The 12,791-nt window shown below is 43.1% G+C and carries 9 protein-coding genes, 7 tRNA genes and 1 pseudogene; 4 read left to right on the top strand and 13 right to left on the bottom strand.

The window, feature by feature from the left end:
• Positions 1-93 precede the first annotated feature (93 nt).
• On the top strand, positions 94-558 hold the full coding sequence (locus LRR81_RS00085; RefSeq protein WP_231787263.1) for a TspO/MBR family protein: 465 nt from the start codon (positions 94-96) through the stop codon (positions 556-558).
• Here LRR81_RS00085 and LRR81_RS00080 read toward each other — a convergent pair.
• Positions 533-1,285, bottom strand: a pseudogene (locus tag LRR81_RS00080) (class I SAM-dependent DNA methyltransferase). The gene LRR81_RS00085 and the pseudogene LRR81_RS00080 overlap by 26 nt on opposite strands.
• Before the next feature lie 192 nt (positions 1,286-1,477).
• On the opposite strand from LRR81_RS00080, the gene LRR81_RS00075 reads away from it, so the two are divergent.
• The 3 genes from LRR81_RS00075 to LRR81_RS00065 all read left to right on the top strand — a co-directional run bounded on the left by LRR81_RS00075 (position 1,478) and on the right by LRR81_RS00065 (position 3,737).
• Positions 1,478-2,269 carry a TIGR00266 family protein gene (locus tag LRR81_RS00075; RefSeq protein ID WP_231787262.1) on the top strand — a complete coding sequence of 264 codons (792 nt, stop codon included), beginning with the start codon at positions 1,478-1,480 and terminating at the stop codon, positions 2,267-2,269.
• 323 nt (positions 2,270-2,592) lie between these two features.
• Positions 2,593-2,943 carry a YkgJ family cysteine cluster protein gene (locus tag LRR81_RS00070; RefSeq protein WP_231787261.1) on the top strand — a complete coding sequence of 117 codons (351 nt, stop codon included), beginning with the start codon at positions 2,593-2,595 and terminating at the stop codon, positions 2,941-2,943.
• Between the two features lie 68 nt (positions 2,944-3,011).
• Positions 3,012-3,737, top strand: a complete 726-nt coding sequence (locus LRR81_RS00065; protein ID WP_231787260.1) for a lipase family protein — start codon at positions 3,012-3,014, stop codon at positions 3,735-3,737.
• Between the two features lie 34 nt (positions 3,738-3,771).
• Here the strand turns inward: LRR81_RS00065 and LRR81_RS00060 are convergent, their stop codons facing one another.
• The 12 genes from LRR81_RS00060 to LRR81_RS00005 all read right to left on the bottom strand — a co-directional run bounded on the left by LRR81_RS00060 (position 3,772) and on the right by LRR81_RS00005 (position 12,728).
• Entirely contained in the window at positions 3,772-6,168 is a 2,397-nt protein-coding gene (locus LRR81_RS00060) for a glycogen/starch/alpha-glucan phosphorylase (RefSeq protein WP_231787259.1), read from the bottom strand.
• On the bottom strand, positions 6,158-7,609 hold the full coding sequence (gene glgA / locus LRR81_RS00055) for a glycogen synthase GlgA (RefSeq protein WP_231787258.1): 1,452 nt from the start codon (positions 7,607-7,609) through the stop codon (positions 6,158-6,160). The genes LRR81_RS00060 and glgA overlap by 11 nt, the downstream gene beginning before the upstream one ends.
• Positions 7,606-8,634, bottom strand: a complete 1,029-nt coding sequence (locus LRR81_RS00050) for a GlgC family sugar phosphate nucleotidyltransferase (protein WP_231787257.1) — start codon at positions 8,632-8,634, stop codon at positions 7,606-7,608. Before LRR81_RS00050 ends, glgA begins: the two co-directional genes overlap by 4 nt.
• A gap of 22 nt (positions 8,635-8,656) precedes the next feature.
• The gene (locus tag LRR81_RS00045) at positions 8,657-9,799 is read right to left on the bottom strand and encodes a glucose-1-phosphate adenylyltransferase (RefSeq protein ID WP_231787256.1); all 1,143 of its coding nucleotides are present in this window, start codon (positions 9,797-9,799) and stop codon (positions 8,657-8,659) included.
• Positions 9,732-11,678 carry a 1,4-alpha-glucan branching enzyme gene (glgB, locus tag LRR81_RS00040; RefSeq protein ID WP_231787255.1) on the bottom strand — a complete coding sequence of 649 codons (1,947 nt, stop codon included), beginning with the start codon at positions 11,676-11,678 and terminating at the stop codon, positions 9,732-9,734. The genes LRR81_RS00045 and glgB overlap by 68 nt, the downstream gene beginning before the upstream one ends.
• Before the next feature lie 409 nt (positions 11,679-12,087).
• A tRNA-Glu gene (locus LRR81_RS00035) sits at positions 12,088-12,159 on the bottom strand.
• A gap of 29 nt (positions 12,160-12,188) precedes the next feature.
• A tRNA-Ser gene (locus LRR81_RS00030) sits at positions 12,189-12,279 on the bottom strand.
• A 15-nt stretch (positions 12,280-12,294) separates the two neighbouring features.
• Positions 12,295-12,369 (bottom strand) — tRNA-Asn (locus LRR81_RS00025).
• A gap of 4 nt (positions 12,370-12,373) precedes the next feature.
• Positions 12,374-12,450: transfer RNA gene (locus tag LRR81_RS00020), tRNA-Ile, on the bottom strand.
• Between the two features lie 24 nt (positions 12,451-12,474).
• Positions 12,475-12,548, bottom strand: a tRNA-Gly gene (locus LRR81_RS00015).
• A 6-nt stretch (positions 12,549-12,554) separates the two neighbouring features.
• Positions 12,555-12,630, bottom strand: a tRNA-His gene (locus LRR81_RS00010).
• 22 nt (positions 12,631-12,652) lie between these two features.
• Positions 12,653-12,728: transfer RNA gene (locus LRR81_RS00005), tRNA-Phe, on the bottom strand.
• Positions 12,729-12,791: the final 63 nt, after the last annotated feature.

The raw sequence follows: 12,791 nt of genomic DNA, 5'->3' as shown, positions 1-12,791 counted from the left end.
AAGTGATAATTAAATTGATGAACAATGAAAAGCACATGAGCTTTGGCAACAATTCTTCAGAAGAATGCATTACATAAGAAAGGAGTTTTTATCATGCTGATTCGCTCCATTTTTGTTTTCATCGCAGTTTATGTTCTTTTTTCCATCAGCGGGTTATTGTTTCCAGTTGACCGGGAGTGGTATGATGCCCTGAACAAACCGGCTTTCACTCCTCCCGGGAGTACTATCGGCATCATTTGGGCTGTCCTGTTTGCTTTGATCGCAATGGCCGCAGCCATTATTTATTATAAGAAAAATTTCTCTGAAGAATCGAAAACCTTTTGGCTGATTTTTGCGGTCAATTATATCAGCAATCAGCTGTTCAGCTATTTTCAATTCAGCCAAAAGAATCTTTTGGCCGCAAGCATTGACTGCCTGATTGTTGCCATTACGGCCTTTCTTCTCATTTTATCAGCACGCAGAATCAGCCGTGCGGCAGCTTTATTGCTCATCCCTTATTTTCTATGGACCGCTTTTGCCACTTATTTATCATTCACCATTTACTCGATGAATCTTTAATACAGGAAAACAGGAGGAAGAGCGGGATGCGCATCCTGCGGTTATATTCCTCCTCTTCTTCAAAATTTCCCCTTGCAGGCATACCTTCTCTTAGGTCAGAAATTTGAAATCCTGCCTATTTCAGCATGCGGAAATAGGCCTCTGTTGTTCTGTGATATTTGACCACATTCTCCTCAATCTATGGCTCCGTCCGTTTTCCAATGATGAAATAGTCGTCCACTATCCAGTCAGTGCGGCTGCCTGATGTTACAGAACTTTTAAAAGATGCCGTAAGCAATGGATGCTGAACACTGAATACAAATCTGCCTCCAGGTGCGAGGGTTCGGTAAACTCTTTGAAATAACAAATCAAGATTTTCAATATAATGCAGGGCGAGCTGAGAAATCACTGTATGAAACGTTTCTTTTGGAAAAGGAAAATCCTCAAGTCTGGAACAGCAGATATTTCCATTCAGTCCCGTTAAACCCACTTCAGCTTTTCTGCACATATTGGCAGAACCATCTGCTCCTGTATAGCTTTCACACCTGTTCGAATCCAGCAGCAGCTTTCCCATACTGGCATCTCCGCATCCAAGGTCAAGCACACTGCCTAAATTGCCGGTCCCAAGAAGATCAAGCAGCAGGGGATTTTCGATCAGTTTATTTGGACTTTCCTTTCTGTGCCTCCTGTTTAAATAGGCTTGGAAAAATTGTTCCTTGTCATATGCTTCTGAACCGTAAAACTCCATAAGTCATCCCCTTTTTTCCATGCTAAAATAGATTTTATCAGATGGAGGAAAGCATGGGATAGAGTAATCTTCAATATAATGGAAATAATAAATTGGGTTTATACATATCAAAGATGAACCAAAGTAAACTATCCAGCCGTACTTATTTGATGGCAATGAAGGCAATCTATCATTCTTTAGGAGGAACAAGAAATGAACGCTCATGAAATTGATTACAAAATTTACGGTGATGATATGCAGTTCGTTGAAATAGAACTCGATCCTGAGGAAAGTGTTGTAGCTGAAGCAGGCGGCATGATGATGATGGAAGACGGCATAGATATGGAAACCATTTTCGGTGACGGCGGGAATCAGGGCGGTTTCTTCGGAAAGCTGGTCGGAGCAGGCAAACGGGTTCTTACAGGAGAAAGCCTCTTTATGACGGTCTTTACCAACAAGCATGCCGGCAAAAAGCATGTGTCCTTTGCTGCTCCGTATCCTGGAAAGATCATTCCTATGGATCTTGAGCAGCTTGGCGGAAAAGTAGTCTGCCAAAAAGATGCCTTTCTATGTGCAGCAAAAGGGGTCTCTGTCGGGATAGATTTTCAGAAGAAATTAGGCACAGGCTTTTTTGGCGGCGAAGGGTTTATCATGCAGAAGCTCGAAGGCGACGGATTGGCCTTTCTTCATGCAGGCGGGACGATTCGGAAAGTTGATTTAACACCAGGGGAAACGCTTCGCATTGATACGGGCTGCTTAGTGGCAATGACGAAAGATGTGGACTACGGCATTGAGTATGTCGGCAAAGTAAAATCTGCTTTCTTTGGCGGTGAGGGTCTTTTCTTCGCAACGGTAAGAGGACCTGGAAGTGTATGGGTGCAGAGCCTTCCCTTCAGCAGGCTCGCCGACAGGGTTATCGCAAGCGCGCCTGGGCATTTTGGCCAATCCAAAGAAGAAGGCAGCATTCTTGGCGGCTTCGGCAGGCTGTTTGACGGAGACAACTGATCATTCAGGAGCTTATCCATTTGGGTAGGCTCTTTTATATGCCATCTTATTGGGTAAAGAGATTATGTGCGCTTGATAATATGAAACAAAAAGGAGTGGAACCCATTGCCCGCTAAAAAAGCGATTGAGCAGGAGCCACTGGAATTATAGGAAGCTATATTTTTTCTCATCTTAACGAGCAGGAGGATTGGGAGGCATACGGGGTTTCCCGCAGCAGAATGACTTACGATAAGGTATTCTTTTTTTTATTTACTCTTTTCACGATTTCGTTTAAAATAGGAATCTCCTAATCTTGGAAAAAACTTCTTAAAGGACGAGCTGCTATGGAAACCTTGCCTTGCCAGGGATGCAAAGGGCTGTGCTGCGGACCTGTACCTGTTTCAGAAAATGAGTTAAAGAGACTTAGAAAAAAAGTGAAAGCAATGCCTGCAAAAACAAGAAATGAGCTGAAAAATCAACAGCGATTTCCCGGCACCTGCATTTTTTACGATTTAAAGAAAGACCGCTGCGGCGTTCACGCTTCAAGGCCAGGTGTCTGCAAAGCATTCGGCCTTCATCGGAATCTCGTATGCTTTAAGAATCCTCAAGCAGCTCTTCATAAAGACTGGAAGATGGAGGAGCCAGCCTCTGGTATTCTTAGTGTTGATTACACATGGAAGGACTTTTCCTCCTAAGCAGGGAATTCACCCATTTTTCTCCGTTTCATAAACTATAAACAGTTGAGAAGCAGGAGGAAAATGATGTGAATATTACCCCTTCGGTAAATAAAGATGCTGCTGTCCTTCTTGCTGACTGCAGCCTGTTAACCTATGAACAATTCAGCCAAAATGGCCAGTTTACTGTCCCTGCCGGCTACAGGCATCTTCTTTCGTTTAAGGCGCGTTCCATTTATGAAGAAGAATGGTTTGGATTCCTTATTGAATCAGAAGAAACAGTAATTCTGGCATTCAGAGGAACCCAGTCTGACCCTGATTGGATTGCAGATGCCAATATCGGCCAGACACCTTACCCTTATGCTGATGCCGGAATGGTGCATAAAGGCTTTCTCTCTATTTACAACACATGCAGGGAAGAAATCCTCACTTTCCTTCACTCTCTTTCTCCTAAAAAAAAGCTCCTTATTACTGGACACAGCCTTGGAGCGGCACTTGCTGCTCTAAGTGCCTTGGATATAGAAGAAAATTCGGCCTTCAAAAGTCCGCTTATGTATACGTATGGGGGCCCGAGAATCGGCTGCCAGAAGTTTGTCAGCGCGTTTCAGCAAACGCCCATACAGTATTTGCGCTTTGCAAACTTAAGCGATCTCGTCCCCCTGCTCCCCCCCACCAAAATTAAAAACCCTTATACAGAAGCGGTCTACACTTACCGTCATCTTCCCCGCCTCTTTCTCTTCTCCATCCAAAAGGGATCAATTAAAGAAAACCATAGCATGTACACCTATCTTGAAGCAGTCGAAGGCCTGCCTTAATGAAGGAAAAAAGACTCTGAAACCAGAGTCTTTTTTAAATTGGATGAATCCGCCAAATATCATCCGCATATTCTTTTATCGTTCTGTCACTGGAAAAAACGCCGGAATTCGCAATGTTAATAATGGATTTTTCAAGCCAGCTGTCTTTTTCAATATAGGCTGCTTCTACCCGCTCGTGTGCTTCTGCATAAGAAGAAAAATCCCTCAGCACAAAATATTCATCATTGTGTGCAAGCAATGAATCAAATATCGGTCCAAACTCACCTTCTGTTTCATGAAAGTAGCCATTCATCAGCTGATCAATGACCTGTCTCAGCCTTGAATCATGATGATAATATTCTGCTGCCCGGTAGCCTCCGCTTTCATAATAATTCAGCACCTCGCCTGCTGACAGGCCAAAAGTGAAAATATTATTTTCGCCGACGGCATCCAAAATTTCAATATTGGCTCCATCAAGAGTACCTATCGTTAACGCACCATTCATCATAAATTTCATGTTGCCTGTACCAGATGCCTCTTTGCTGGCAGTGGATATTTGCTCACTCACATCTGCAGCAGGGAATATGTCTTCGGCAAGCGATACCCGGTAGTTCTCCATAAAAACAACCTTCATCATTTTGGAGAGTTTGTGATCATTGTTTACTTTGTCTGCAAGGGAATTAATCAGCTTGATTATTTTTTTGGCGTAATAGTAGCTTGGAGAGGCTTTGGCGCCAAAAATAAAGGTGCGCGGATAAATGCTGAAATTAGAATCCTCTTTCAGCCGGTTGGCTAAATACATGATGTGCAGGACATTCAGCAGCTGTCTTTTATAAGCATGAAGACGCTTAACCTGTACATCAAAAATAGACGTTTCATCAATAGCTAATCCTGTCTGCTGATAAATTCGCTCTGCCAATATTTTTTTCCGCTTTTGCTTTACTTCTGAAAGCTTTTCTTTAAACGACGGATCATGGACATACCGCCTGAGTTCTGACAGCTTTTCTGCATCTTTCACCCACCCGTCGCCGTTCGCTTCTGTAATCAGCGCTGAAAGCTCGGGATTGGCTTTCAAAAGCCATCTTCTATGAGTAATGCCGTTCGTCTTATTATTAAACTTTTCCGGCTCAAACTCATAAAAAAGCTTCATTTCCCTATGCTTTAAAATTTCAGAATGGATCTTGGCCACACCATTAATGCTGTGGCAGCCTGCAATGGCCAAATGAGCCATTTTAACAACGCCATGGGCAATAATCGCCATCTGTTCAATCCTGCCCCAATCGCCCGGATATTCGTTCCAAAGGGCCTCGCAAAAACGGCGGTTAATCTCTTCAATGATCATATAAATTCTTGGCAGCAGCGGCTTAAATAAGTAAACAGGCCATTTTTCAAGCGCTTCTGAAAGAGTTGTATGATTCGTGTAGGAAAAGGTTCTTGTTGTAATGTGCCATGCTTCATCCCAGCCCATGCCTTCCTGGTCGATCAAAATACGCATCATTTCTGGAATCGCTAAAACAGGATGAGTATCATTCACATGAATGGCAGCATGCTCATGAAAGTCACACACATTCCCTTTATTATTACGATGGGAGGAGACAATGTTCTGGAGGCTTGCGGATACAAGAAAATACTGCTGCTTTAAACGCAGAATTTTCCCTTCATCATGACTGTCGTCAGGATAAAGATACTCGGATACAGCCTCAGTATCCCGCTTGTATTTAATCAAATCAGCACTTGGCGATATGGCAGGGGATGGTTCAGCGCTCCATAGCCTAAGCGTATTAACTGTTTTGTTGCGAAAGCCGATGACAGGCATATCATAGGGAACAGCCATAATATGTTCGTGGTTCACATGCTTAAAAACAGTCCTTCCTGCTTCTTCATGCACGTCAATGTATCCCCAGAAGGCTACTTCTACAGCCTGATCCGGCTTTCGCACTTCCCAGACATTTCCGTGACGCAGCCACTGATCAGGATACTCAACCTGATACCCATCAACTATTTTCTGATCAAACAGCCCATGCTTATAGCGGATCCCGCATCCATGCCCGGGTAAATTCAGCGAGGCCAAAGAATCGAGGAAGCAGGCAGCAAGCCTGCCAAGCCCCCCGTTTCCCAGTCCTGCATCAGATTCAGCTTCTTCAATTTCATGAAGTTGAATGCCAAGCTCAGCAAGGCCTTCCTGTACAATCTCTCTAATATCCAAATTGATTAAATTTTGGCCAAGCATACGGCCAAGAAGAAATTCGATGGAAAAATAATATACTTGTTTATTGCTGGCAGTACGGTTCGATTCATTTGTCCGGATCCAGTTGGAGCTGATATATTCCCTTACCATGAGGCCGAGTGTATTATACTGATCTCTTCTTGTTGATTCCCTGAAGGTCTTGCCATACATCATCTCAAGGCGTTTCAAAAAGTGTCTTTGAAATTCTTCCTTACTAGAGAACATCGCTCCCACTCCCAGCAATCAGACCAGCATACAGCTGATGATATTGTAATGCAGACGGCTTCCAGCTGTAATCACTTGTCATCGCTCTTCTGACAAGATTTTCCCAAAGCTCTTTATCTTCGTAAAAGTCCAGTGCTCTTCGGATTGTATTCATCATGTCATGGGCATTAAAGTTAGTAAAACTGAATCCGTTTCCTTCTCCGTCTGTTTCGTTGTAGGACTGAACAGTATCATTTAATCCGCCTGTTTCCCTTACAATCGGCAGGCTGCCATATCTCAAGGCAATCAGCTGCCCCAGACCGCATGGCTCAAATTTAGACGGCATTAAGAAAAGATCAGATCCAGCATAGATCCGGTGAGCAAGCTCCTCGTCAAACCCTATGTATGCTTTCAGTTTTTCCGGGAAGGTGTGCTCCATGTGGCGGAAATAATTCTCATACTCTTCTTCCCCAGATCCGAGGATGATCCATTGAGCGTCTTCTTCCATCAGTTCGCCGAGCACATGCTTGACCAGATCGAGCCCTTTTTGCGAGGTAAGCCTGGTAATCATAGCGATTAAGGGAACGTCCGGATTTTCTTCAAAACCAAACTCTTCCTGCAGCGCGAGCTTGTTTTTTTGTTTTCCTTCAAGCGAATAGGCAGTAAAAGGGACTGCAATTGCATCGTCCTCTGCAGGATCATAGAGCTTAGCATCAATTCCGTTCAATATGCCGACAAGGGCATCGCCTTTAGACTGAAGAAGCCCCTCAAGGCGCTCCCCGTAATAAGCTGTTTGAATTTCATTCCGATAAGTTGGACTGACTGTTGTCACAATGTCAGATGCACCGATCGCTGCCTTCAGATAGTTAATATCCCCATAGAATTCCAGTTTGTCAGGTGTAAAGGATTCATACCCAAGGTTCAAAAGATCGTAAAGGGCCTCTTCTGAAAAAATCCCTTGAAACTGGAGATTATGAATCGTAAGAACTGTCTTGATTTCCCTGTAGAAATCATGCTGCCTGTATTGCTCCTGAAGCAGAAAATTCGCCATTCCACTGTGCCAGTCATGGCAGTGAAGAACATCAGGCTGAAAATCGATGACAGGAAGAAAATCCAGTACAGCTCTGGAAAAGAAGGCAAATCGTTCACCATCATCGAAATGCCCATAAAGTGTGTCCCTTTTGAAATAGTACTCGTTATCTAAAAAGTAGAAGGTGATGCCGTCATATTCCAGCACTTCAATGCCGCAATACTGCTGTCTCCAGCCAACACTGACATCGAGCTCGCCGATTTTCTCCATGCCGGCTTTATGCTCATCCTTGATTTGCCCATATTTAGGCATCACCACTCTGACGTCTTCTCCAAGAAGCTTCAGTTCTTTCGGAAGCGCCCCAGCAACATCAGCAAGCCCGCCTGACTTTACGAATGGAACGCATTCCGATACGGCAAACAGCACTTTCACGAATTCATCAGAGCTCCTTGCACAGTTCCTTTTTTAAGGACCTTTGGTGCGTCCTCTGATCCGATAATTTCCACTCCATTGCCAATCTTGACATCTTTATCAAAAATGACGTTTTCCAAATGGCAATCCTGGCCAATATGGGTTTTCTGCATCACAATGCAATTCTTCAGCACTGTTCCTTTTTCAATATGCACAGCTCTGAAGATAATGGAATTCTCCACATGTCCTTCAATTTTGCTTCCGTTCGCGATCATAGAATTTCTCACCAGTGAGTCTTTGAAATACTGAGTTGGCGGCTCATCCTTAACTTTTGTAAAAATAGGTGCTGACTGAAGGAATAGTTCCTGCCATACTCTCGGTTTTAGAAGCTCCATGCTGAATTTAAAATAGCTTTGAATAGAATCGATGACTGCAGCATAGCCCTCATGTTCATAAGAGCAAATATTCATCTCATCTCTTCCGTTTGTAATGGCTTCCTGGAGCGTACGGTAGCCGTTGTTTCTGTAGCCATCCATTAAATCCATCAGCTTGCTTTTGGAAAGGATGTACATCTGAAGGCTTTGCCCGTCCTTCGTTACTTCCGTTACATCACAGCCCATATCAATATGCCTTTTTAAAACAACTTGCAAATCAACATTGCACACAGTATTGCAGTTTGTAATAACTGCGAACTCCTGCGTGCTCCGCATGAAATAAGAAAGATGATCAGTAAACTGGCGGAAGGAGCCAAACTCATTGTATTCTTCATGAATATCCTGGGAAGGCAGGAAGAACAGTCCGTCTCTCTTTCTATTCAAGTCCCATTCTTTGCCTGAGCCCAAATGATCCATCAGGGAGCGATACTGGTGCTTAGGAAAAATGGCCACGCTCTCGATTCCTGAGTTCACCATATTGGATAAAACGAAATCGATCAATCTGTAGCGTCCCCCAAATGGTACTGCAGCCAGCGAACGGTTCAGCGTAAGTTCTTCTATTTCGGGTTTTTGAATTGTTGCATCAATAATGCCAAGCATGCTCATCTTCATGGCCTTTGCCACCTTTCGTTTATTAAATGCTGAAGGACTGCTTTACATACTCCTGTGTGACTAGAAGAACTTCATTTTCATTATCTGATTTAATGACAGTACCATCCGGGATCTCCATATCTTCCGGAACAATAGCATTTTCAATATAGACGTTTTTACCGACAGTAGCACACGGCATAATCACTGATTTCTTAATTGTTGAATTCTTCCCAATCGTCACGCCCTGGAATAATACGGAGTGGTCAACATTCCCATGAACTACACAGCCTTCGTTTATGAAAGACTCCGTTACTTCAGCTGTCTCTGAAATAAATTGAGGCGGCTGGTTCGGATTGACAGAATACACTCTCCAATCATAGTCGAACAGATCAAGTGAAGAATTGGAATCGAGAAGATCCATGTTCGCTTCCCACAGTCCTTTAACTGTACCGACATCCTTCCAATAGCCTTTATAAGGATAAGCTACAACCTTTTTATTTTCTTCCAGCAGCAGCGGAATGATATCTTTTCCGAAATCATTGCTTGAGTATGGATTGCGGTCATCCATTTCTAAATAGTCTTCCAGAACAGAATATTTAAAAATGTAAATCCCCATTGAAGCAAGATTGTTTTTCGGATTTTGAGGCTTTTCATCAAACTCAAGAATATCCATATTTTCATCTGTATTCATAATGCCGAAGCGGCTTGCTTCATCCCAAGGCACTTCAATAACAGAAATGGAAACATCGGCATCTTTTTCAATATGATAGTCAAGCATTTTGCTGTAATCCATTTTGTAGATGTGATCACCTGACAGAATCAGAACATATTCCGGTTCATATTGCTTTAAGTAGTTCAAATTCTGGTAGATGGCACTGGCTGTTCCCTTATACCATTTTACTTCTGAAGACTCGGCATATGGCGGCAGAACAGTGACACCGCCATTCTTGCGGTCAAGATCCCATGCGCTTCCAATTCCAATATAAGAATGCAGGACAAGGGGCTGATACTGCGTCAGCACACCAACTGTATCGATGCCAGAATTCGTGCAGTTGCTCAGGGTGAAATCTATGATTCTATATTTTCCTCCAAACGGTACAGCCGGCTTTGCAAGATTTTTAGTCAGCGATGCCAGACGGCTTCCTTTTCCCCCTGCCAGGAGCATTGCTACGCAATTTTTTCTCATTGTTTATTTCCCCTCTCTTTTTGACTGCTCTTAATATACTGATTCCCATAGGAGGAACCGTCATGGATACATAAAAATCTTTCCCATGCATCTCTCCAGATTCGGCAGGCAGGTCTTTTTTGTTAATCTGCCCTGATCCGCCAAAATCCTGGTGGTCGCTATTTAAAATTTCTTTATACCGTGTTTCAAGCGGAACGCCTATTTTATAATCATGATACGTTTCCGCTGTAAAATTGCAGATCACAACCAGCATTTCGCCAGGGGATGAACCTTTGCGGATAAATGAAAAAATGCTCTGTTCGGCATTATCTGCATCAATCCATTCAAAGCCTTCCGGCTGATGATCCAGCTCATAAAGCGGCTTTTGCTTTTTATAAATATTGAGTAGCTCTTTAAAATATATCCGGACCTTTTGGTGCATTTCGTAATCTTCCAGCATCCAATCCAATGCACTCAGATCTTTCCACTCATCAAACTGGCCAAATTCCCCTCCCATAAAAAGGAGCTTCTTACCAGGATGAGCAGCCATAAAACCATACAAAAGACGCAGCTGGGCAAATTTTTGCCAGTAATCTCCTGGCATCTTATTTAGCAGTGACTTCTTTCCATGGACTACTTCGTCATGTGATAAGGGAAGAATAAAGTTTTCGCTGAAAGTGTACATAAGTGAGAATGTTATTTTGCTGTGCAGGTGCTTTCTCTCATACGGTTCTGCTTCCATATAAGTCAGCACATCATTCATCCAGCCCATATTCCATTTATAGTTGAATCCGAGTCCTCCGTCATATGCAGGACCGGTGACCATGGGCCAGTCAGTTGAATCTTCAGCGATCATTAAAGTGGCGGGATCCTTTTCAAAAACTGCTTCATTCAGTTTTTGCAAGAATTTTACGGTGAAGTGATTCTCAAAATGTTCATTGTTATTTGGCCAATAAAGCATGTTTGCTACTGCATCAACCCTGAAACCATCAATATGAAAGTATTCAATCCAAAACAATGCATTGGAAATAAGAAAACTTTGTACCTCTGTTTTGCCTAAATTAAAATTTGCAGTTCCCCAAACAAGATTTTCCCGATCTTTAAACTCCGGATACTCAAAAACAGGCTCGCCATCAAACATATACAAACCATGGGCATCCTTGCAAAAATGACCAGGCACCCAGTCCATAATGACACCGATATCGTTCTGGTGGCATTGATCAATAAAACCCATCAGCTCATGAGGTGTTCCATAGCGGCTGGTAGCAGAATAGTACCCAGTTCCCTGATATCCCCAAGAACGATCGTACGGATGTTCCACTAGAGGCAGAAGTTCGATATGAGTAAAACCGTGTTCTTTTATGTAGGGAATCAGTTGGTCAGCAATCTCGGAATAGGAGTAAAGGGAACCATCTTTCTTTTTATTCCAAGTACCCAGGTGAACTTCATAAATAAACATGGGACGGTTATAAAGCGGCTGTTTCAATCGTTTTTTCTGCCACTTCTGGTCTTCCCAGCTGTAACCTTCCAGGTTATAAACAATAGAAGATGTATTAGGGCGTTCTTCTGAATAAAATGCATAAGGATCAGACTTCAGGATAACGGCTCCGGCAGATGTCACGATTTCAAATTTGTATAGGTCTCCCTCTTTGATATCGTCAAAAAACCCAGCCCATATTCCCTGACTGTTTACCTTTGCAAGCACATGATCTTTTCCGTTCCATTCATTAAAGTCACCAGCGACACGCACTTCTTTAGCATGCGGAGCCCAAATGCAAAACTCTGTTCCGCACATCCCGTCTTTCTCTTTAGGATGAGCTCCAAAACGCTCGTAACTCCTGAAATAGCTGCCCTCGTGGAAAAGATGAACCTGCAAGTCAGTCGGGCTTGAAAAAATCATTGAATTCACCCTTTCAAAACAAATTGACGTATATATCGACTTAATTCAAGGCTAAAGTCTGAAATCCTTCATAAAAAGTACATGTTTTTCTGACAACTTTTTACACCGGAAACATTAAAAGTATTAAAAATACAACTGCAGCATAATTTGCTGGATAAAAATAGGAAGGGAATAAAATAGACTAGACAGGAAGGGCAATATATTAATACCCTGTATCTGAGGACGCTAAACCAAAAGAGCCCCAAACTTATGATTATTTTGGTATAGCAAGTTTTTCGACAAAATATTATTAAAAAATGAAAAGATTTTTTCAATCGAGGATAATATTTTAGAGGAACATTTAAAAAAGAGGGAAGCTATAAAAAAAGACACAAAAAAACCTCTGTTAACTAACAAAGGTTTTCCAATATGACCCGTACGGGATTCGAACCCGTGTTACCGCCGTGAAAGGGCGGTGTCTTAACCGCTTGACCAACGGGCCGTTATGATATGAATGTTCGAAAAGTGAACTGGCGGAGAAGGAGGGATTTGAACCCTCGCGCCGCTTACGCGACCTACACCCTTAGCAGGGGCGCCTCTTCAGCCACTTGAGTACTTCCCCAGTCCAAATTAAAAATGGCTCCGCAGGCAGGACTCGAACCTGCGACCGATCGGTTAACAGCCGATAGCTCTACCACTGAGCTACTGCGGAACAATGGTGGGCCTGAATGGACTCGAACCATCGACCTCACGCTTATCAGGCGTGCGCTCTAACCAGCTGAGCTACAGGCCCCCATAATATATGGGTTTTATAAGTTGGAGCGGGTGATGGGAATCGAACCCACGACATCAGCTTGGAAGGCTGAGGTTTTACCATTAAACTACACCCGCGGGAAATGGGGCGATTGATGGGAATCGAACCCACGAATACCAGAGCCACAATCTGGCGTGTTAACCACTTCACCACAACCGCCACAATATTTTCGTCAAAAAAATGGTGGCTCGGGACGGAATCGAACCGCCGACACACGGATTTTCAGTCCGTTGCTCTACCGACTGAGCTACCGAGCCATATATATGTGCTCTGCCGACTTAGCTGCAAAGCGAATATCTTCTTTGTTCATTATGTATGTA

The organism is Metabacillus kandeliae, from assembly GCF_021166585.1.
Taxonomy (GTDB): Bacteria; Bacillota; Bacilli; order Bacillales; family Bacillaceae; genus Metabacillus_B; species Metabacillus_B kandeliae.
This window is presented reverse-complemented; position numbering and strand designations above follow the sequence as displayed.